Source organism: Pseudoclavibacter sp. 13-3, assembly GCF_021168475.1.
GTDB lineage: Bacteria > Actinomycetota > Actinomycetes > Actinomycetales > Microbacteriaceae > Pseudoclavibacter_A.
Genome location: NZ_JAJOZT010000001.1, coordinates 21,891 through 42,067, shown reverse-complemented (window position 1 = coordinate 42,067; position 20,177 = coordinate 21,891). Strand labels below are relative to the sequence as shown.

The window sequence follows — 20,177 nt, the reverse complement described above, 5'->3', positions numbered from 1 at the left end:
AAAATGACCGATGACAGACTGGCGTCAGACTCGCCGGGCTGGAGAGGATCACATGCCCGAGCACAGAGACAACCGTTCAGAGGCACCGCGGCGTTCCGGCAGGGGGCTCTCGTTGCTGGGCGTGGTCGCCGGAGTGACCGGTGCGGCCGCAGCCGTGGTCGCCGCCGGAGCGGCCGCGAGCGCACATGTCGCTCGCGAAGTGGTGACGCCGCCGAGGCGTCACTCCGAAGACGTCAGTGTGCAGGCGGTGTGGTCAGACGCGCAGGGCCTCTTGGTGACGCTCAAGTCGACTCGTGACTCCCGGCTCGCCGGCGTGCCGGGCGAATACAGCTTCTGGTTCGACGAGAGCCGAGGGCATGCCGTCATCGGCGAGATCGTCGATCAGACATGGGACAGCATCACCCGACGCGTGCTTCGCGTCGACTTCGGCGTGCTCGACGGTCGCGTTCGCCGGGGACGCGTCAACGGCTGGGTCTGGCTTACGCCGAAGTCGGCCGGCTTCGACGCCCAGAACGTCCTCATCGACGGTCCGCTCGGCCCGAATCCGGCCTGGCTGGTAGCGGCAGCCCCCAGTGGCCGTCCCACCTACGCCATCGATCGCCCTGACGCGACCGACGCGGGTGCACCGGAGCATTCGGCCGAAGCGATCGAGGCATCTCGCGAAGCGCCCGGGGCTCCGGCCGACCGGTCGCAGACATGGGTCATCCACGTGCACGGGCGAGCCTCGGCCCGACCAGAGGTCATCCGCGGTCTCGGAGCGGTGCAGCGGCTCGGGCTGACGTCGCTGGTCGTGACCTACCGCAACGACGGCGAGGCGACGCCCAGCGCTGACAATCGCTACGCGCTCGGCGAGACCGAATGGGAGGACGTCGAGGCGGCGATCGACTATGCGATCGCGCATGGCGCCAAGAAGGTCTTTCTCTTCGGCTGGTCGATGGGCGGAGCCATCGTGCTGCAGGCTCTGGCCCGAACGCGGCATGCCCGCCGCATCGGGGGAGTGCTGCTCGAATCGCCTGTGGTCGACTGGGGCGACGCTCTGGCGTATCAGGCGGATGCGTCGAGCGTGCCCGCCCCGGTGCGTGAATTCGCGCTGACGCTCTTGGGTCGACGGTGGGCCACGCCGGCGACGGGTTTGGAGAGCCCCATCGACCTCGATGCGTTGAACTGGGTCGCACGTGCGGGAGAGCTGCGCAAACCGGTGCTGCTCATGCACAGCGACGATGACGGTTTCGTGCCGAGCGGCCCATCACGCGAGCTGGCTGCGGCACGCCCAGATCTGGTGACCTTCGTGCCGTTCAAGACGGCACGCCACTGCAAACTGTGGAATCACGATCGGGAGCTGTGGGAGAGCAGCGTGAGCGACTGGCTGACCGAGCGCCTGGCGACGACCGCGACCTCACGGACCCAGCGGCGCTGAACCCGTGTCTGTTCAGGCGTCGCGTTCGACGATCTGACGGCGCACCTGCGCCTTGATGCGCTCGAGAATGCCGGTCATACCGCGCAGACGCAGCGGCGACACCGCGCGAGCGAGGCCGAGTTCGAACGGGTAGTCGCTGGGCACGTCGAGCACCTGCTGCACGCTCTCGCCGTCGAGTCCCTGGACCAGAATCGAGGCGAACCCGCGAGTGGTGGGCGCCTCACGCGGAGCGGTGACGTGCGGATGCACTCTGTCGCCGTCGACGTCGACTTTCAGAAAGACGGGGGATTGGCACTCTGGCACGGGCTCGAGCAGATCGGGGTCGTCGCGGTAGCGTTCCGGCAGCTCGGGCAGCGCGTCGGCGAACTCCAGCAGCAGCTGCAGCCGGTCTCGTTCGCCGAGGGCGTTGAAGTCTTCGGCCGTCTCGATGAGACGGGCCGGCAGGTGCAGCGCGTCGAGTTCGTGGGGCGCGCCGAACAGGTGCGACGAGTGAGAGTCAGAGGTGCTCATGAGCTACGAGTCTACGCTGCTGGGGCACCTCGCCCGAGGCCAGCGGACGACACCGCTCATGAACGCCTCTGATGCGCTTGAGGCGGTTCAGCGCGCCGGCGCGATGCCGGGTTGTGCACCGGTGACAACGGGCACCCGCACCGACGACCCCCATTCAGTCCACGAGCCGTCGTAGTTGCGCACGTTCTCGAAGCCGAGCAGATACTTCAGCACGAACCAGGTGTGGCTCGACCGCTCGCCGATGCGGCAGTAGGCGATCACGTCATCGCCCTCGCGCAGACCGGCACCGCCGGCCTCGTAGATGTCGCGCAGCTCGTCGGCGGTCTTGAAGGTGCCGTCGTCAGCGACGGCCCTGGCCCACGGCACGTTCTGCGCGGTGGGGATGTGACCGGCCCGCAGCGCCCCCTCTTCGGGGTAGTCGGGAGCCGTGGTGCGCTCACCGATGTATTCGGGCGCCGAGCGCACGTCGACGAGGTGCTCAGTGCCGATCGCCGCAAGCACGTCGTCACGGTAGGCGCGGATCGGCGCGTCATCGCGTGCGACCACCGGATAGCGGGTCGCGGCGCGGGTGGGAACCTCGCGCGTCAGATCGCGCCCCTCCGCGATCCACTTCGACCGGCTGCCGTTGAGCAGGCGCACGTCTTCGTGGCCGAAGAGCGTGAACACCCAGAGGGCATAGGCCGCCCACCAGTTGTTCTTGTCGCCGTAGATCACCACGGTGTCGTCACGGTCGATGCCCTTCTCACTGAGCAGCTTCGCGAAACCGGCTCCGTCGACGTAGTCGCGCACGACCGGGTCGTTGAGATCGGTGTGCCAGTCGATCTTGACCGCCCCGGGGATGTGCCCGGTCTCGTACAGCAGCACGTCTTCGTCGCTCTCGACGACGACGAGTCCCGGCTCGCCCAGGTGCTCGGCCAGCCACTCGGTGCTGACCAGGCGCTCGGGGTGCGCGTAGCCCGCGGTCTTCGGATCTGACGAGTCGACGGCGACAGTCATGACGTTCTCCTTCGTTGCACCGACTCGTTTGAGTCTGGCTGGTGTCGATCACGATACTGCACACGACTCGACTGCGGCAGTCGATCTGCAACAGCAGGTCATGTGCGGGTCTGCGAACCCGCTACAGTGAACAGGGTGCCGCGCTGGCTCTCGCGCCCGCGCATCCGCATCACGATGCTCGCCCCGGGACGCCGCGATTCGGCCACCGCAACCCACGCGTGCACTGACGCCGCCAGAGAGGAACGCATGATCTCGCATATCGTCGATGTGCACCCGAATCTCGATCCCGACGAGCTCGTCGCGAATCTCGTGCCGCCGCCGCTCTTTCAGAGCGTGTCGTTCGAGAGTTACGAGCCGAGCGCCGACTTCCCGTCGCAGCAGGAGGCAGTCGACGCCCTGTGCGAGTTCGCCGGTCGCTGGACTGCAGTGAAACGGCGCAGCCTCTTCGGACGCCACAAGAAGGCGGCGAAGCAAGCAAGCGGCATCTATCTCGACGGCGGCTTCGGCGTCGGCAAGTCCCACCTGCTGGCAGCACTGTGGAACACCGCTCCGCAGCCCAAGGCCTACGGCACTTTCCTGGAGTACACGTCGCTGGTCGGCGCACTCGGCTTCGAGAACGCCGTCGCCAAGCTGCGCGGCTACTCACTGCTGTGCATCGACGAGTTCGAGCTCGACGACCCCGGCGACACGATGATCATGACCCGTCTGCTCAAGGAGCTCGCGGCGACCGGCACCTCGATCGTGGCCACGTCGAACACTCCGCCGAACGCACTGGGCGAGGGGCGGTTCGCCGCCTCAGACTTCATGCGCGAGATTCAGTCGCTCGCCTCGATCTTCCAGGCGCTGCGCATCGACGGCCAGGACTACCGTCGACGCGACGTCGACAGTGAGGCGGTGCCCTGGGAGCACGACGAGATCGATCGGCTCGTCTCGCAGCACGAGTCGGACGACCTGCGCCTCTCGCAGGACGCCTTCGCCGATGTCATCGACCACATCTCGACGCTGCATCCGGTGCAGTACTTCGCCCTCGCACGCTCGGCCGACACCTTCGTCTGGTCAGGTGTCGGGCGCTTGACCAGACAGGACGACGCGCTGCGTCTCGTGGCGCTCATCGACCGTCTCTATGACGCGCAGAAGCCGATCGTCGCCGCGGGCCTACCGCTGACCGAGGTCTTCAGCCAGGAGATGATCGACGGAGGGTACCGCAAGAAGTATCTGCGCTGCGTCTCGCGACTCGACGCCCTCACCACTCTGGCACACGAGACCTACGACGCGGCCTCAGCCTGACCGACCACCTCGGAAACATTGCCGTAACAGCGGCCTCAGTTGTGTAACAGCGCTGTAACTGCGGCGCATATTGTGCGAAATCTCTGCACCCGAGACTGAACTCAGTTCGCGATCAGCGCAGCGCATCCTGATGCGCGATCGTGACCCCGTGATCAGTTCGAGAGAGGTTCCACCATGACAGAGACAGTCACGACCGGCACCATATGGCTGCTGGTGTCGACCGCGCTGGTGTTGTTCATGACCCCAGGCGTCGCCTTCTTCTATGGCGGCCTCGTGCGGGCGAAGTCCGTTGTGAGCATGCTGATGCTCAGCTTCGGCTCGATGGGGCTCGTGGGAGTCCTCTGGGTGCTCTACGGCGCGAACATGACGTCGATCAGCGAAGACGCCAGCCCGTGGTCGTTCGCCGGCAATCCGTTCTCGGCATTCGGGCTCAGCGGAGTCAGCGGCGAAGACCTCGTATCGACCGTCTACGGATCAACCTTCGCCATCATCACCGTCGCACTCATCTCAGGAGCCATCGCCGACCGTGCGAAGTTCGGCTCGTGGATGATCTTCGCCGGCCTCTGGGCCACCCTGTCGTACTTCCCCGTCGCAGCCTGGGTCTGGGGAGGCGGCTGGATCGGCACCGTGGTGCCTGAGTGGTTCGGCGTCGACGGTGTGCTCGACTTCGCCGGCGGCACAGTCGTGCACATCAACTCCGGTGCGGCGGCTCTGGCCCTCGCGATTGTTCTCGGCCGTCGTATCGGCCTGGACAAGGGCATCGCCAAGCCGCACAACGTGCCGCTGGTGCTGATCGGCGCCTCGGTGCTGTGGTTCGGCTGGTTCGGCTTCAACGGCGGAGCTGCCACCGATGACGCCACCGCCGGCCTCATCTACCTGAACACCATGGTGACCCCTGCTGCCGCGATTCTGGCCTGGCTCGTCGTCGAGAAGATCAAGACGGGCAAGGCGACCGCTGTCGGCGCCGGCACCGGCGCCGTGGCCGGCCTCGTGGGCATCACCCCGGCATGCGACCAGCTCACCCCTGGGGCGGCGATTCTCCTGGGCCTGATCGTCGGCGGCCTCTGCGCCCTTGCCGTCAACGCGAAGTGGGTGCTCGGCTACGATGACTCCCTCGACGTCGTCGGAGTGCACCTGGTCGGCGGCCTCATCGGCTGCATCTACCTCGGCTTCTTCGCCAATGACTCGGGGCTGTTCTACGGCTACGGCTGGGGACAGCTCGGCGCTCAGATCGTCGGCTCGGTTCCGGTCGCGGTCTACTCGTTCGTCATCGCATTCATCATCGGCAAGGTCATCGACAAGACCATCGGGTTCCGCGTCAAGAACGAGGACGAAGTGGCCGGCATCGACCTGCGCGTGCACGGTGAGTCGGGCTACGCCCTGCAGAACTGAGGCAGGTATCTGACTGCCGCTCCTGAGCGGCAGAGGTGAACAACGCAGCGCTTCGACACGTGGAGAGGGTGCGGCAGCCGTCACAGGCTCCGCACCCTCTCCACATCTGTGTCCCCACCGCATTCGCCTCCCCGGTCGTTGACTGAGGCATGCGTCGACGAGGGGGAGGCGCTTCTCAGTACCTTCTGACAGTCGGCTGAACCCGCGATATCGCTGGGATCGAGAGGCTCGACACGCCCGCGATGCAGGGTTCTGTTCACTCCGATTTTGCATTCGCGCGCAGGTACGGTACATTATTCAAGTCGCCGGAACACGGCGGCAACGTTGAACAGCGTCAAGCTGATCAACATGCGGATGTGGCTCAGTTGGTAGAGCACCACCTTGCCATGGTGGGGGTCGCGAGTTCGAATCTCGTCATCCGCTCGGAGGGTTCTTTCACTTGTGAAAGACCTGCCACAGGCCCCGCTTCACAGGGGCTGCTTCACCGGCAATGATGCACTCAGAATCGGCGAAGTCTGGCATGGTGGAGTGGCCGAGTGGCGAGGCAGCGGCCTGCAAAGCCGTATACGCGGGTTCGACTCCCGTCTCCACCTCCAACCGGCTTCGGCCGGAGTCGACGAAAGTCGACAGACGCACTCGACGGTTCGAGTACGGGCGATTGGCGCAGTCTGGTAGCGCGCTTCCCTGACACGGAAGAGGTCAGCAGTTCAAGTCTGCTATCGCCCACCACGGGATAGGCCCGGAATCACGCGGAAGACGCGGGATTCCGGGCCTTCTTCGTTTAAGTCGCGGATAGCAAACGGATAGCAGACTTGAGTCACGCGTCACTCGCCGTGACTCGTTCTCGGGTGTTTTGGGTCATCCTGCGGCGCCGCCCTCGAGCACGGTTAGTTCCGGCGCGAAGGGGTCTCTGAGCGCTTTGCTGAGGTTCTCGTCTTGCCCGGGCACGAGGTGCGCGTAGATCTGGGTGGTTTTCCAGCTGGCGTGGCCCAGGAGAGCGGAGATCTGTTCGAGCCTCACGCCGTCTTGGATGAGCCAGGATGCGTATGTGTGGCGCAGGTCATGCAAGGTGAAGCCGAGGTGAGCGAGCTCGGCTCGTTTGAGTGCGGGGTTGAGCTTCTGCCTGGTGAAGTTTCTGTCGTCGAGCGCGGCGCCGGTGGGCCCGGTGAACACGAGGCCGGTCTTCGGGCGTCGCATGCCGGTGCGGTAGGGAAGTGGCTGCGCTCCGTCATCTTCCCAGGTTATGAGTCGGCGTGCCCATCCAGGCAGGGGCACGACTCGTTGTTTCTTGCCTTTCGGGTAGGGCTTGATTTCTCCGGCGGAGACGACGTTCTTGACGGTGACGCTGGTCTCGGTGAGCTGTTCCCAGTGCAGGCCCGCTAGTTCACCCCAGCGCAGGCCTGTGGCGACGAGGAAGCTGATCACCGCCTGGGCGTGATAGTCGGGCTCGAATGGCTTCCTGCGCTTGCTGCGTGGCACTTTGTCGGTGCCGACGCTCTCGATGAGTGCCTTGAACTGTTCACGGGTGAGGAAGACGTGCTCTGGGTCTTCGAGGGTGATGGAGACGCCGGCTGCTGGGTTTGCTTCGAGGATGCCCTCGGCGACGGATGGGGTCAGTGATGAGACGAAGACGTTGAGCACTCGTCTCACGCTCGACGCTTTGAGCGTGCCGTCGCTGACGAGCTTGTTCACCCAGCCTTGCACGTGGCCGCGTCGGATCTGCCCGAGCTGCACGTCGATCCACTGTGGGCTGATGTGCTTCTGCACCATGGCTTCTTCGTTGGCTGCTGTGCTGGCTTCTATTCGCCGTGTCGGCCACCATCGTTCGCACCAGTCGCCCCAGGTCATCTTGGCGATCGAGGGGTCTGTCCAGTCTGGCCGCAGTACTTTCGACTCGGCTTTGACTGCCGCTCGGCGTGCCTCGGATTTCAGAGCGAATGTGCCGACTGAGTGCACCTTGCCGTCGGGGGTTCTGTACGCCCCTTGATAGCGTCCGGATGGGCGTCTGATCGTGTAGCCATGCCGGCCTCCTTTCCATTGTGGGATGGGTCACCGACGCGCTGCGTGCCGGTCAGACGGCGATCTTCGCCGTCTGGTGGTCAGGAATCAGTGCTTCGACCAGCTCATGCGTGATCGAGAGCGCATCCGAGATGCGATCCCAGTCATCGGTGGCCGAGAGCACCGTCTGGATCAGTGTGCCTCAGCGCCGCCTCGAGCTCGTCTCCACTGTGGTGGCCCTCCGGGGTCACCGTGCCGAGCATCGGGAGCAGAGGCGTTTAGCTCGAGGCGGGGTGTATTGAGTCAGCGGGAGTGTCGCGTTCGAGGAGCCTGACGACCGAGTATTTTGGCTGCACGCCGGAGGTATGTGATCGCACCGCGTCATTGTTCTTGACGATTCGGAGGATTACGTGAATGGGGTCGCCCAGCCTAAGCCCGGGGATCAGCTTGGGGTCGATACTCGCGACTCGACGAGAGTTCCTCTTCCCTGAAGCGATGGTCACGGACCCTTCCAAGTCGAGTGCCTGGATCTTCCCGCTGAATGGGCGTTCTTCAGATTGCTCGCTCTCGTGGAAAAGCGTCTGAGCGTAGGCTCTGCCTCGTTCGGAGATCATGCCTAACGTGCGTCTGCCTCCTGGACCCCGCCATCGTGAGGTGAAGTCAAGGCTGTGGGAGTCCAACGCTTCGACGAGTTTGCCCGCCGCGTGAAGCAGTTGACGTTCTCGAGTCGAGTGGAAGCGCGCCTGGATCTCGTTGGCGCTGGCTTCGTTCTCGATGAGCCCATGCAACGTATTGATTCGTTCGATGGCGTTGTCGATGATTGAAATACGCTGTTCGAATTGGTCTTCTGAGGTCGATGAGTACGCGGCATCATCGTCCAGTGGCTTGAAGTACAGGACGATGCTGCCTTGCCCAATTCCCGCGAGACCGAACTTGACGTTCGCATTGTCGATTTCAGCGGATGCGGCGATCTCTCGTGTAATCCGGGGTACCACTTCATCGTTGATGGAGTCTGGTAGAACTCCGGCTTCAACGTCAGGGCCTGAGAGTCGGACGATGTACTCGTGTGCATGCCGAGAGATGGAGGCATCGAAACGCTCAGCGGCCTGCAGCTGCGCCTCGAAGAGAACCTCATCGAGCGGAAGCGCCGTGACGGGGAGACTATCTAGCCACTTGCTCGCTTCAGAGCATGCTCGGGAGTCATGGCGGAGTCTCTCGTAGTAGGGATCAATCACGCACCATCACCTCCAAATACCCGCGTCGCGCCGCGATGCCGTCGAGCGTCGGTGGCTCGTCCTTGCCTCCTGGCCGTGTGCGTTGCCACCAATCGTCGAGTCCGCCTCGGTTGGCCAAGTATGAACGCTCTGGTTCAGTAAGTCTAGAGGGCAAGAGTGTTGAAATCACCGGGCGCCACGGAACTGCGAACGGCTCTACTTTGAACTCTTCGACAACACGCGATCGTTGCTCGAATAGGTTCTTGAGCTGTCCCACACCTGGTTTCCCCTTGACTTGCTCGATGAGCGAGCTGTCATAGAACGGGCTGATATCGATATCGTTGGGGTCAATCTCGGACGACGTGAAACTTCCGGCGATCCAGATCGCCTTCAGGAAGTCGACACCTAAGTTGTGCTCTGCTGCGGCCCATGCTGCCAGGTAGTTAGAGAAACCGTCCCATACGTCGGCTCGAGTGGTGGAAGCGGCGAAGCGGCGGTGATCGACGAACTCCTGCTTGATCTCGTCCAAGGTCGTTCGGTATCTACCTGGTGGCAAATGCCCATCGCTGTTCAGAGCCGGTATCAAAATGTTCTCCCCACTGGACACAGAACTCTCACCGCATCCGCCCAAAGGCGAGCATAGCGCAGCGAAAGCGGACAAGCGGCGCATGGAAGTCTGTACCTCATGATGCCACTTGTTCCTGAAGTGCTGCGGTGAGAATCTCGCGTGTGACGCCGAGCTCGTGACAGAGACGGTCGTCGACGTGCCCGTAGAGACGGCCGAGCGCTCGCAGTTCGCGTTGGTCGATGAGTCGGTGTGCTGCGATGCGGTGTGCTCGTCGTTCGGCTTTGCCGTCGTGCCCGGCGGGGTCGTTGTATTCGGCGTGGACGAGTTCGTGTGCCAGTACGCAGATCTCTTCGAACATTCGCAAGTCTGGGCGCATGAGGATGGCGCGCTGGTCTGGCACCCACATGCCTGGTGCGGTCTTCAGCGGATACCGGTAGACGGGGATGCCGAGTTGCTCGGCGTGCTCCCAAGGATCGTATGCCCCCACGTGATGCTCTCTTCTACGGTTCTTCGGGATCGCTGACTTCACCGTCAGCCTGGTCGTACGCGGCACCACGTTCCTCATGGACCTCGAAAGGCGGAGCATCATGGCGACGGGACGACAAGTCCGTCACAGTGGCCGGACTGCGTCGCTGAGACTCATCCAGGAAGTAGCGTTCTGAGGCTCGTTCAACTATGACCTCGGGTGGCAAAGCCCACAGTGAACTGATGCGATAGACACTGCTCACTGGGATGTGTCGCTCGCCGTCTAGATACTTGACCAGACTGCTGCGGGAGATGCCTGTCTTCTCGCTGACACCTTTCACCGTGTCACCGTGGGCCGCGATCTCGGCGCGAATCTGCGCACCTACTGCCCGATTGAATCGCTCGGCTGCTGTGTCCATGTAGATCACTATAGATGCAATATCAACACAATGTGTAGCCATATCAACACACATTACGCTTGCGTGTACGCGAACGAGTCGTTAGTGTGTTCATATGAGCACACGCGAGCAGGTTATTGAGACAGTCGCCTCGGCGGTCTTACGGGCACTTGATGCGAGTGGAATGCCGAAAAAGACGCTGTCTGACAGAACAGGAATTCCACGGGCGACCCTCTATCGCAAGCTTGGAGGGTTCGGAGAATTTAATTTCAGTGAGCTTTTCGTCATCGCAGCTGTGCTGGGAGTGGAACCTGCAGTGTTCACGCCCCCGGTTTTCCGAGACTCTGCAGACGCGCACGATCGGCATACGCGGGAATCCGTTGAGAAGGTCGATGTGGCGTCTCCTGCGCTCGCAGTGGATCGGAGGTCAGCATGATGACCTGGGAGAGTGGAGCTGTCATCTTGAGTGCTGCAGCCATGATCTACACGGTGTACGTCAATGTGATGATTGAGATTCGCGAAGCGCGTGGATCTGCTTCTTCACGTCGGTCAGCGAAACGTTCGCGTAGTGAATCGCGTCGATTCGCCTCTGCTGCACAGTCAAGTACCGAATCCGGCGCAGCGCGCGACTGGATTTCGTCGTCTGATACGTCCACTCGATCGTCACGTGGTCGGGGAGCGCTATGACGTCATCGAGGGTGTCGAGCCAGAGCGCGATGTTTTCACCGTCCAAGAGGTGGAACGCTTGGTGTGCTGCGATAATGTGCGGACGATTGAGTGGTGAGATCATCCGCTCGATAACGAACCAAGCTTCCTCAATTACACGCGGCCCGCGACACCAAAACAAAAGTTCAGCGTATCCAGCGTCGTCTCCGGTGGTCAATTCCACGGACCACTCGGTCTCAGTCTCAAGAGCCACTTTCTCTTTTGCTCGTCGATCAGCGCGCAGTGCGAACAAGAATGCCGCAATCGAAAAGAAATACGGCAAAGCGACTGTGATAGCTCCCCACCCGTCAATCACATGCATCCTCACGTCCCGAGAACGCCGATTCAACCTAGCGCACCATACGGCCCGCAATAGTTTCGGCGACACCTCGCCAACGATACCAGCCCGTCTGATTCGCGGGAATCGCTCATGCGCCCGTGCAGAAGGGCGATGCAGCATGAGTGTTCGAAGGAACTTACGTGTGGGCCTGGCTGAGACTGCCCGGTTAGTTGACGGGGTGGTCGCGGAGGGTGATGAGTTCCTCCGTGGGCGCGATGAGCATTCGTTGATGGGCGGTGAAGCATGATCGCCTTAGTCGTCGCCGTTGTGACCGTGGCTTTGACCGCGGGAGTTGCTACGGCTGTTGTCTGTAACGGCGCTCCGTATGGCGTAGGACGTAGGACTAAGCGTGCGCTGCAGGTCTTTGCGTGGATCGCGAGGGGGCGGAGTCAGCAGGGAGTGTTGTGTGCGGACTTGATCGCCTATGCGGTGTCGCGGGGAGTCTCTGAGTATCGAGCGGTTGAGATTGTGACTCGCCAGGGTGGGCTCGATGTTGCCCGTGCGGTTTCCGAGATTGAGAGTGCCCCAGCGTTTACGGGATCGGAGTGGTACCGTGCGCGCTGATTATGAGCTGGAGAGCCAGTGGTATGAGTCCGCTGACTATGCCGGCGAGAAATCCCCACAGACCACCGATGCGGGCAGCTTTGTTGGACGCTGCGAGTGCGAGCCTTGCCGCGCTTTCGTCGTGCGCGTGGATCGGCTCAATCAAGGGAGCCCTGCGCCGAGCGTGGGGCATCTCTTCGCAGTTATCATCGACAGCTCCAGGGAACAGGGAGCAGAGACTATCCGGACCGCCACTAATGGCGGTAGTGGCTTTGCCTCCCCTGCGGGCATTCTCGAAGACCACTTGCGCTTGGCCGTCCTGAGTCTCGATAACGACTTGGATGCTGTCACGAGCAGGTTTCGACTGTCGCGCTACGGCTTCCGCAATTTCGTCTGCGGTTGTGCCCTCGAAATCCTGACCGAATCTGTTGACCCGAACCGCGTCGATGTCATCACGACTTTGCAATCCGCGTATGAGATTTGCCAGAGCATCCTGATCCGGGAAAAACACGGGCCGTGCCCGCACCAAGCGATACATCCTGTCGTTCGCGCCAGGATCCTTCCAAACTGCCGGATCCATGCGCTGAGCCGCATGGCTCAACCACCCAAACGCCCGAGTTCGCACAGATATTCTCATCGGCCGAATTCCCCATTCCTCAAGACCAGCAGGAAACGCTGCATCGCACAGCAGCACATCAGAAAGGCATACGAATGCCATCTCAAAGACTAACAGCGTCACTCCAGGTGCCCGTGCCAGACGCCGACCCATGGCTCTCCGCACGCGCAGCCGCTGACTACACCGGCTATCACATCGTCACCGTCCGCCGCGCCATCGCGGCCGGCGATCTCACCGCGTCACGCCACGGCGCTCGCGGCCACTACCGCATGCGCAGATCTGCAGTCGACGCCTGGGTGGCCGGGGATACTCCCGTGCAGCCCGGACGCCGGCTCCACCTCGTTCGATAACCATCACCGATCACTACAGGGAGACCACCATGATCACATTCCGCAGGGCACTGGCTCTGATCTTCAATTGCTGGACTACGTCAGTGCTCTGGCTTCTGGCCGTGCTTGCTGCGCTGGTTGCTGCTCCTCTGGGGGCGCCGTTGCCGGCCTGGACGTGGAAGGCTCTGGCTGTCACTGCGTTCGTTGTGGGTGCGGTGGTGCTGGCTCGTTTCACTTTCTCGGTGTTCCGGGAGCTGCTGCTGATGCCTGACCCGGACGCGCTGCCGGCGGTCGAGTCGTCGCGTGAGGTGCGGGTCGTGGCGTCCGGTCATGGGCGGAGGGCTGCAGCATGAGCCCCGCACCTCAGTCGCTGGTCGCTCGCCCTGGCGATGTCGTCGTGCATGCGGGGCACCGCTGCACGGTGCATCGTGTGACTGTGCATGTGGATCTTGGGCTCACTGCTGTGCTGCACAGCCTGGATGACCCGGCCCTGATCCTCGTCGCTCCGCTGGCTTCGCTGGAGGTGTTGGAGCGTTCGGCCGCACCCGTTGACTCTCCTGCACTGCTGTCGTGGGCGCATGGGTTCCTGACTCGTGGCCCTCGTTCTTCTCCGCTGGTGCATGGTGACGCGGCTCTCGCCCGTGCCCTGGTCGAGGGGAGCCCCAGCGTTTGACCTGCGTGGCACCTGCGGGTGCTGCGTCACGGGGCTGCTGTGCGGATGCCAGCGCCGATCACCATCTCACCGTTTGATCCCCCTTTCGTCTGATTGTGATCGCTGGCCGCGGGTTCGACTCCCGCCAGCCCTACTCATCACCAATTCATTGCCATCACGAAGGAGACCACCATGGCTGAGGAAACTGCGGTTCGTCCGGAGCTGAGAGATGTTGCGCCGGAGTCACTGTTGTTTGAGAAGAATGTGCGCCGGGACGCGGTGCTTGACCCATCGTTCGTGTCGTCGATCCGTGAGAACGGGGTGCTGCAGCCGCCCACGGTCGTGGAACGCGCGGACGGCCTGCATGTCATCACGGGGCAGCGCCGCACGCTCGCATCGATCGAGGCCGGCGCCACAGAGATCCCGGTGCTCGTCGTCCCGGAGCGCGCGGCCGACCAGCTGCTGGTCGACCAGATCGTGGAGAACGACGCCCGCACGCCGCTGTCGGACGGTGACCGGGTGGCTGCGTTCAAGCAGTTGTCGCTGCTCGGTGTCGGAGCTGACCGGATTGCGAAGCGCACGGGGGCGAAGCGGGCGAGCACTCGGGCTGCGTTGAAGATCGCGGAGCACACTGATGCGCAGGCTGGGCTTGAGGCGGGTGAGCTGACGTTTGATGATGCGTTGGCGTTGGCTGAGCTGGAGGAGGTCGAGCCGGAGGCGGTGGAGCTCGCGAAGGCGGGCATCTCCCAGGGCACACCCGCTGCGCATGCGGTTGAGCAGGCTCGACAGGATCTGACAGCTCGGCGTGAGCGTGCTGAGTGGGAGGCCGCTCAGCGTGCTGCGGGGTGGGAGCCGCTTGATGATGCGCCGTCGCATAGTGATGACGCGATCAGGGCGCTCTCACGCTTGTTCGTGGATGAGGCGATGAATGAACCGTTGACGGTGGAGGCCGCGGTGCGTTTCGAGGGTCGTGTCGTGTGGCGCCGTCGCGCATGGGATTACAAGACGGGGAAGTACGTGTCCGGTGATGTGCACGGGATTCGTGGGTGGGCCGACCAAGGCCTCTTTTCCTGGGGTGTTGCGTCAGCGTCGACGCCGGACCCGGTGCGTGAGGAGCGGGAGAAAGCGGAGAAGGCCCGCCGGCGGAATCTGCGCAAGCAGTGGCGTGCGGCGACGGTGGTGCGCCGCGAGTTCATCGGTGAGCTGCTTCAGCAGAAACGCCTGCCGTCGGGGTGGATCGATGCCGTGGTGGATCTGATCGGGGAGAACTCGTTGAGCCCACGTCAGACGGTGCTTGTCGGCTGGTGGGTCGGCGCGAAGTCGGTCAAGGAGGGCGAGCCGTCGGCGTGGGCGAATATCCGTGCGCTCAAGGAGTGGGCGACGACTCCGCACCGGCAGCAGTGCCTGCTGCTTGCGTCCGCCCTGGCGCACGTGGAGGCCGATCAGGCGTTCGAGCAGGACGGGTATGAGACGGAGTCATGCAAGGCGCAGATCGAGCGTCTGACGGCATGGGGCTATCAGGCGTCGACGATCGAGCAGGAAGGCAAGTGATGACCGCTGTGCAGGAGCTGGGCGGTGAGCGGCCAGGGTCGCCTGCTGATGCTCGGATGCGTGCTGAGCACGCGGAGCGTGCGCGCCGGTTCTGGCGGTCGTATGTGCCGGCGTTCGCTCGGGACCGTGAACGTGAGGCTCTGGAAGCGCGATATCTGACCAGGGTGCGTTTTGACACGAATGCGCTCAGGCTGCGGGATGACGGGAGCGAAGCATGACGGCTCTGACCTGGAAACCGGTGACGGCTCCTGACTGGCATGTGGTCGGGTGGATCGCCCGTGATTTCTCGGCACCAGGGATGTGGCGCCGGAAGGACCACAACGGGCGGCATCTCGGCCCGATCGTGCGCGGAGGTCGGCCGACCGCAGCGCGCACGCTGCTCGAGCGGGTGCGCGCCGAGTATGAGCGTCTGACGGCGCCGGTCGACGACAACCGTCTGCGCGCCGCGCTCGCCGCCCTCGCGGGCCATGAAGAGAAGGGGAAGGCCGATGACTGATCATGACCTCGAGGGCGCCGCGGAGCACGCGCCGTATCGGTCCATGCTGCTGCAGGTGCTGGATCGTCTGCAGCCGGGCTGGTGGGAGTGGAAAGCCCAGGGCGGTGCGACGCACATCGTCTGGGTCGGGGAGAACTCGGTCGACCTGGTCGCAATGCGCACAACCCTCGTGGATCTGCACCAGGCGGTGCTCGCTGGTCGTGTGCGCCGCCTGATCACCCCGAGCGAGCTGCTCTTCCCCGACCTGCCGCTGGTGGAGCGTCTCGGCCGCACGTTGCGTGCCGCTGACCTGCTCGCTGCCGGCGGTGAGCCGCGCGACTATGTTGCCACCGCAGCGGCCCTGCTCCGCGACGTGGTCGACGCCTGCGCCGGGCGGAAAGAGATCGACAAGTGAGTCTCCCGACCGCATGGCCAATCGAGCAATGCATGCCTACGAAGACACAAGCGACACTCACCGTTCACGTCGACCGCCCGGTCGAGCTGCGGACGTGGATGCATCACCTGCGTGTCGCTGTGATCAAGCACGCTGTGTGGCGTTGGGGCCAGCTCACACGATACGAGCGTCTGCACCCGAAACTCCACGCGAACGGGGTGATCCGATGAGTTCCGGTCAGCGCCCGAGGACACGTGAGTTCTTCCCCCGGATGAAGGTGCGTGGTCGCGCTCGCCGTCTGCGGCGCGCGATGCGCGATGCTCGCGCTCTGCCAGCACTGGTCTCTGAAGTCGTCGCGGGCATCAATGGTGCGTTCAATCAGCTCGCTGCAGCGTTCGCGGCGCCAGTACGCGCGCTTGAGAGGGCTCTCGAACGAACCCGCCGCATCGATGCTGACGCAGCAGACCTGCGCTCGCTCGGTTTCGACCAGGGGCATGCTGCTGCGCTCGCGGTGGCGTGGAACGTGCAGGAGGGCACGCGTCGTCGGCCGACGATCATGGCGCCGACGTTACAGGCCTGGGCGATCGTGTTCTTCGCTCGAGGCGGCTCGGTCGATGACCCTCTGGAGTTCGCTGATTTCCTTGGGCTCAGCGTCGATGGGGAGGCGTGGTCGTGATCAGGGGGAAGATGCCGCAGGTCGCGCTGGTGTATGCGGTGCTGTGGCCGGAGTCGGGCGTGGTGAAGGTCGGCCGGTGTTTCTCTCTGGGGCGTCTGAGGGCGCTGGTTGAGCGTGGTGCGCAGCTGATCGAACGGATGGACTTTGTGCCGTCGCAGTGGGAGCAGGCCGCGTTGAAGAACATTCGCGGCAGGTGGCGGCGGGCGTTCACGTCTGAGGACGAGGGCCGCGCGTTGCTGCCTGGTGGCCGTGGGTTCTCTGAGTGCTTTCTGCTGGATGGCCGGCCGGTGCAGGCGTTTCTGCAGGATCTGATTGATGGGGTGTGCGCGTATGGCGTCCAGGACTGGGATGAGCCGGTCGAAGATCATTCCTCCGAGTGTGTGGAAGGACGATCTGTTGCGGCGTCAGCCGTTGCCGGTGCGGTACACGGCGATGGGTCTGATGCAGCTGGTGGATCGGGATGGTCGCACTGTGGTGTCTCTGACGTTGTTGCACAGGGAGATTTGGGGCGACGATCCGACAGCGTCGCCGGCGGATGTGGAGGTGCACCTGCTGACGTTGGACGAGATCGGGTTCCTGACGCTGTACGCAGACCCGGCGGACCCGCACACCACTCTGCTGCAGCTGAGCCGGCCTGCTCGGGAGGAGCACGGGAAGCCGTCGCCTTTGCCCGCCCCGCCGACTGCGGCCCGGTCCGCTCCGACTCCGACTCCGACGGATGCCCTGGTCGACGAGGAGTGGTGTCATGCGTGGGATCCAGAGCCCTCGGTGGCGGATCGGTGGCAGGCGGGCTCATGCTGCAGCCCTCCGCGCTTCGAGGAGCCTCCGACCGATGTTCCGGCCTCGGCTCCGAAAGTTCTGGCATGGAGAGAGCGAGAGGGTGCGGGCGAGCGAGAGCGCGAGAGCGTGCGCGACGCCGAGGAGGTGCCGCAGCCTGGCGATCGCCCGCCCTACGACCCGCCGCCGATGGGCTGCCCACGGCATCCGAACAACACGGTCACGGAGGAGTGCGGGCCGTGCGGTACGGCGGCTCGTCAGCGGAAGCTCTACCGGGTCGAGTACGTGCGTCGGTGGGGGAATCACTGGGATACAGCGGTCTAGGGAGGGTCAGACATGGATGTGAGTCACACGTATGGGGTGCCGGGTCAGCGTCGAGTGGCGATGTTGTATGCGGCTCCTGGTATCACCCCGCCTCAGTCGATGGTCGTGGAGGTAGACGGTCTACGGCAGGAGCTCCTGTTGATCGATCGTGCGTCGCTGGAGTGCCGCGACGTTCACGGTGTGCCTGGTCATTGCACGGACCCGGATTGTCACCGCAGGTCTCTAGGGGAGTGTCAGTGCAAGCGGCACGACCTGGTGCGTGGTGTGAGAGTCGCCCGGCCGGGCGCAGGAGTCGAACAGGAGCAGCAGCATGAGTGAGTACTACGTTCTGCAGGATGTCGACAATCGTGGCGATGATGGCGCGCCGTGCGAGATGCGCTCATGGACGCTCGCCGGGTTCGTCGGCTACGTCGATGGGCCGCTACGAGGCGACGTGGCTGGTATCGCCGCGTACAAGGTCGATCGAGCGATCGAGGCCCTGAACAGTGAGAACTTCCCGACGGCCGAGTCTCTGCTGCGTGAGCTTGGCGTCTATCTGCGCCTGGAGGTCGGTGACATCGATGAGTGAGCAAGAGCACACGACTGTGACGGTGATCCCGACGACGCACGCTCTGCTGGGCCAGCCGGGCGCGGTGTTCTGCTGTTCGCCTGATGACGGCGCCCAGGTGGGTGAGTGCGATGACTGATCACGTGCGCATGACGGTGTCTGGTCGTGACGACGAGCGCTGCGCTCTGACCCGACTCTACTGCGGCCCGCAGACGCAGCACTCGTATCATCACCGCGTGCTGCGCTCGCAGGGCGGCGTCGACAACCCGGAGACGCTGGTGCTGCTGCAGGGCACGGGCACGACTGGTGTGCACGGGTGGGTGCACGCGCATCCTGCGAGCGCTCGTCTGCTCGGCTATCTCGTGCCGTCGTGGGGTGATCCTGCGGTGTGGCCGGTGTGGCGGTATGACGGGCTGGGTCGTCGGGGATGGTGTCGTCAGTTGCCGGATGGGTATCTCGAGCGGGTGCCGGTCGATGCGGTGGTGCGCTTCCACTCGACCGGTGCTGATGCGACGAAGGCCGGGGATGCTCTGGTGGGCGCGATTGGTGAGGCGCGTGCTCTGGTGGCGCGTCTGGGTGGTGATTTCGTTGATTGATCGTGATGATGTGCACGTGTCGTGGGATGACGTGATCGCAGCTCAGCTGCAGTACCGGTACTCGCCGGATTGTCGGGTGGGGAAGCACCGGGCGTGTGATGGTGCGGCGTGGGATGACGACGCTGACGGGCTGACTGTGTGTGAGTGCTGGTGCCATCGAGACAACGAAGAGGAGCGTCATGTCTGACTTCTGGGAGCTGGTCGACAAACTCTCGGCCGAGCACGTCGAGGTGTTGCCGGCAGGTCACGAACCGATCCGACTCGACACGGGGCAGCGCTCGCGGTTCGTGCGTGTGCCTGGTCTGCTTGAGCAGCTGGAATCGTCGGTGCTGCCTGGGCGGGGGATGTCAGGTGGGGCTGCGCAGTTCTCACCTCTGCCCGTGAACGCGCTGGCGATGGAACTGTTTGAGCGGTTGAACCACGAGATCTCGCAGGCATGGCGGTATGCGCAGGTTCGGCCGGATGCTGTTGTGCCGTTCGGTGATCCTGGGCCGCGCCTGCGCGAGTGGGCTGCTGCTGTGTTCTCTGATTCTGATCTGGTTGTGGTGGGGGATGAGCATGCGGGGGTCCAGTACACGGCGCTCGGTTTCGTCGAGCACCTCGTTGAGCAGATCGAGTCATGTCTCAACCCGGTGCGCACGGAGGAGATCACTGGTGTGCGTTGTCCGGCGTGTGGCCAGACGCACGTCGTCACGACGTCGGCTGCTGGTGAAGAGGTGAGGTCGTGGGTGCTGCAGGTGGTGAAGACGCTCGACGGCAGGCCGACCGGCATCCAGTGTCGGAATCCTGATTGTGGTGCCTCGTGGCGGCGCGACCAGTTCGTGTTGCTAGCCGCTGCACTGGGGTGTGGGCCGTTGTCAGGTCTTGTTGCGCAGCGAGCGGTTGAAGGTCCATAATGGAACCACTCACCACAAGTGTGCCTAGCGGGCCTCGCATCATTGATGCGGGGCCCGCTCTGGTTAGCCGTGATGGTGCGTGTCGCGGTGAGGTGGTCTCCCGCAGCACGCGGCCCGTCGAGCGCAACCGCCGGGCCAGCCGAGGGGCGCGACTCGACAACGCGCGATTCGTCTAGTCAAGTTCACGGCGCGAGGTGAGTACCATGTGGTCGTCATCGGATCGGCGGGCTCGTCTACCACGTGACTGGGGTACACGGGTGCGTCCGAGGATCCTTCGGCGTGACCAGTGCATGTGCCAGTGGCCGGTCGGCGGCGGCATCTGTGGTGCACGTGCGAACCAGGTTGATCATGTCGACCCGAACGGCGGCGACGACGATCAGAACCTTCGCGCGTTGTGCGAGCGGCATCACCGTGCGAAGTCCTCCTCTGAGGGTGGTCGTTCGGTGAGGCGCGGGCATCGGCGTGCCAAGGCTCGCAACGTTCGGCCGCCCGAGACTCATCCGGGGCTGTG

General features: G+C 63.8%; 24 protein-coding genes and 3 tRNA genes. 19 read left to right on the top strand and 8 right to left on the bottom strand.

Features of this window, described 5'->3' with window-relative positions; all coding sequences use genetic code 11:
* Nucleotides 1-52 precede the first annotated feature (52 nt).
* Nucleotides 53-1,417 carry an alpha/beta hydrolase family protein gene (locus tag LRX77_RS00260; RefSeq protein WP_231830844.1) on the top strand — a complete coding sequence of 455 codons (1,365 nt, stop codon included), beginning with the start codon at nucleotides 53-55 and terminating at the stop codon, nucleotides 1,415-1,417.
* Between the two features lie 12 nt (nucleotides 1,418-1,429).
* Here LRX77_RS00260 and LRX77_RS00255 read toward each other — a convergent pair whose 3' ends face one another.
* Nucleotides 1,430-1,927, bottom strand: coding sequence for a SufE family protein (locus tag LRX77_RS00255; protein ID WP_231830843.1), 498 nt, complete (start codon nucleotides 1,925-1,927; stop codon nucleotides 1,430-1,432).
* 87 nt (nucleotides 1,928-2,014) lie between these two features.
* Nucleotides 2,015-2,923 carry a sulfurtransferase gene (locus LRX77_RS00250; RefSeq protein ID WP_231830842.1) on the bottom strand — a complete coding sequence of 303 codons (909 nt, stop codon included), beginning with the start codon at nucleotides 2,921-2,923 and terminating at the stop codon, nucleotides 2,015-2,017.
* A 246-nt stretch (nucleotides 2,924-3,169) separates the two neighbouring features.
* On the opposite strand from LRX77_RS00250, the gene zapE reads away from it, so the two are divergent.
* The 5 genes from zapE to LRX77_RS00225 all read left to right on the top strand — a co-directional run bounded on the left by zapE (nucleotide 3,170) and on the right by LRX77_RS00225 (nucleotide 6,331).
* On the top strand, nucleotides 3,170-4,210 hold the full coding sequence (gene zapE, locus LRX77_RS00245; RefSeq protein ID WP_231830841.1) for a cell division protein ZapE: 1,041 nt from the start codon (nucleotides 3,170-3,172) through the stop codon (nucleotides 4,208-4,210).
* Between the two features lie 174 nt (nucleotides 4,211-4,384).
* Nucleotides 4,385-5,602 carry an ammonium transporter gene (locus LRX77_RS00240; protein ID WP_231830840.1) on the top strand — a complete coding sequence of 406 codons (1,218 nt, stop codon included), beginning with the start codon at nucleotides 4,385-4,387 and terminating at the stop codon, nucleotides 5,600-5,602.
* 350 nt (nucleotides 5,603-5,952) lie between these two features.
* Nucleotides 5,953-6,025, top strand: a tRNA-Gly gene (locus LRX77_RS00235).
* 99 nt (nucleotides 6,026-6,124) lie between these two features.
* Nucleotides 6,125-6,198: transfer RNA gene (locus tag LRX77_RS00230), tRNA-Cys, on the top strand.
* A 56-nt stretch (nucleotides 6,199-6,254) separates the two neighbouring features.
* A tRNA-Val gene (locus LRX77_RS00225) sits at nucleotides 6,255-6,331 on the top strand.
* Between the two features lie 129 nt (nucleotides 6,332-6,460).
* Here the strand turns inward: LRX77_RS00225 and LRX77_RS00220 are convergent.
* The 5 genes from LRX77_RS00220 to LRX77_RS00200 form a co-directional block, all read right to left on the bottom strand.
* On the bottom strand, nucleotides 6,461-7,450 hold the full coding sequence (locus LRX77_RS00220) for a tyrosine-type recombinase/integrase (protein WP_231830839.1): 990 nt from the start codon (nucleotides 7,448-7,450) through the stop codon (nucleotides 6,461-6,463).
* 428 nt (nucleotides 7,451-7,878) lie between these two features.
* Nucleotides 7,879-8,835: a hypothetical protein gene (locus LRX77_RS00215; protein WP_231830838.1), complete on the bottom strand. Its 957-nt coding sequence runs from the start codon at nucleotides 8,833-8,835 to the stop codon at nucleotides 7,879-7,881.
* Nucleotides 8,828-9,484, bottom strand: a complete 657-nt coding sequence (locus LRX77_RS00210) for a DUF6932 family protein (protein ID WP_442961570.1) — start codon at nucleotides 9,482-9,484, stop codon at nucleotides 8,828-8,830. Before LRX77_RS00210 ends, LRX77_RS00215 begins: the two co-directional genes overlap by 8 nt.
* A gap of 13 nt (nucleotides 9,485-9,497) precedes the next feature.
* Entirely contained in the window at nucleotides 9,498-9,869 is a 372-nt protein-coding gene (locus LRX77_RS00205; RefSeq protein WP_231830836.1) for an ImmA/IrrE family metallo-endopeptidase, read from the bottom strand.
* A 13-nt stretch (nucleotides 9,870-9,882) separates the two neighbouring features.
* A complete protein-coding gene (locus tag LRX77_RS00200; RefSeq protein WP_231830835.1) occupies nucleotides 9,883-10,266 on the bottom strand; it encodes a helix-turn-helix domain-containing protein in 384 nt (127 codons plus the stop codon).
* 94 nt (nucleotides 10,267-10,360) lie between these two features.
* Here LRX77_RS00200 and LRX77_RS10560 point away from each other — a divergent pair, with 94 nt between their 5' ends.
* Nucleotides 10,361-10,681, top strand: coding sequence for a helix-turn-helix domain-containing protein (locus LRX77_RS10560; RefSeq protein ID WP_442961569.1), 321 nt, complete (start codon nucleotides 10,361-10,363; stop codon nucleotides 10,679-10,681).
* 60 nt (nucleotides 10,682-10,741) lie between these two features.
* Here the strand turns inward: LRX77_RS10560 and LRX77_RS00195 are convergent, their stop codons facing one another.
* Nucleotides 10,742-11,266, bottom strand: coding sequence for a hypothetical protein (locus LRX77_RS00195; protein ID WP_231830834.1), 525 nt, complete (start codon nucleotides 11,264-11,266; stop codon nucleotides 10,742-10,744).
* A gap of 577 nt (nucleotides 11,267-11,843) precedes the next feature.
* Between LRX77_RS00195 and LRX77_RS00190 the strand changes: the two genes are divergently transcribed.
* The 12 genes from LRX77_RS00190 (at nucleotide 11,844) to LRX77_RS00135 (ending at nucleotide 19,666) form a co-directional block, all read left to right on the top strand.
* Entirely contained in the window at nucleotides 11,844-12,563 is a 720-nt protein-coding gene (locus LRX77_RS00190; RefSeq protein WP_231830833.1) for a hypothetical protein, read from the top strand.
* 20 nt (nucleotides 12,564-12,583) lie between these two features.
* Entirely contained in the window at nucleotides 12,584-12,799 is a 216-nt protein-coding gene (locus LRX77_RS00185) for a helix-turn-helix domain-containing protein (protein ID WP_231830832.1), read from the top strand.
* Nucleotides 12,800-12,828: 29 nt separating this feature from the next.
* The gene (locus tag LRX77_RS00180) at nucleotides 12,829-13,131 is read left to right on the top strand and encodes a hypothetical protein (RefSeq protein WP_231830831.1); all 303 of its coding nucleotides are present in this window, start codon (nucleotides 12,829-12,831) and stop codon (nucleotides 13,129-13,131) included.
* Nucleotides 13,128-13,451, top strand: a complete 324-nt coding sequence (locus LRX77_RS00175) for a hypothetical protein (RefSeq protein WP_231830830.1) — start codon at nucleotides 13,128-13,130, stop codon at nucleotides 13,449-13,451. Before LRX77_RS00180 ends, LRX77_RS00175 begins: the two co-directional genes overlap by 4 nt.
* 171 nt (nucleotides 13,452-13,622) lie before the next feature.
* Nucleotides 13,623-14,981: a ParB/RepB/Spo0J family partition protein gene (locus LRX77_RS00170; RefSeq protein WP_231830829.1), complete on the top strand. Its 1,359-nt coding sequence runs from the start codon at nucleotides 13,623-13,625 to the stop codon at nucleotides 14,979-14,981.
* Nucleotides 14,982-15,195: 214 nt separating this feature from the next.
* Nucleotides 15,196-15,477 (top strand): hypothetical protein, encoded by a 282-nt coding sequence (locus tag LRX77_RS00165; RefSeq protein WP_231830828.1) that lies wholly within the window; start codon nucleotides 15,196-15,198, stop codon nucleotides 15,475-15,477.
* Complete coding sequence (locus LRX77_RS00160; protein WP_231830827.1) at nucleotides 15,470-15,871, top strand: hypothetical protein; 402 nt, start codon at nucleotides 15,470-15,472, stop codon at nucleotides 15,869-15,871. The genes LRX77_RS00165 and LRX77_RS00160 overlap by 8 nt, the downstream gene beginning before the upstream one ends.
* Before the next feature lie 289 nt (nucleotides 15,872-16,160).
* On the top strand, nucleotides 16,161-16,526 hold the full coding sequence (locus LRX77_RS00155; RefSeq protein WP_231830826.1) for a hypothetical protein: 366 nt from the start codon (nucleotides 16,161-16,163) through the stop codon (nucleotides 16,524-16,526).
* Between the two features lie 348 nt (nucleotides 16,527-16,874).
* Nucleotides 16,875-17,627 carry a hypothetical protein gene (locus LRX77_RS00150; RefSeq protein WP_231830825.1) on the top strand — a complete coding sequence of 251 codons (753 nt, stop codon included), beginning with the start codon at nucleotides 16,875-16,877 and terminating at the stop codon, nucleotides 17,625-17,627.
* Between the two features lie 310 nt (nucleotides 17,628-17,937).
* Entirely contained in the window at nucleotides 17,938-18,195 is a 258-nt protein-coding gene (locus LRX77_RS00145; protein WP_231830824.1) for a hypothetical protein, read from the top strand.
* A 110-nt stretch (nucleotides 18,196-18,305) separates the two neighbouring features.
* A complete protein-coding gene (locus LRX77_RS00140) occupies nucleotides 18,306-18,770 on the top strand; it encodes a hypothetical protein (protein ID WP_231830823.1) in 465 nt (154 codons plus the stop codon).
* Nucleotides 18,771-18,949: 179 nt separating this feature from the next.
* Nucleotides 18,950-19,666 carry a DUF7340 domain-containing protein gene (locus LRX77_RS00135; RefSeq protein WP_231830822.1) on the top strand — a complete coding sequence of 239 codons (717 nt, stop codon included), beginning with the start codon at nucleotides 18,950-18,952 and terminating at the stop codon, nucleotides 19,664-19,666.
* Nucleotides 19,667-20,177 lie beyond the last annotated feature (511 nt).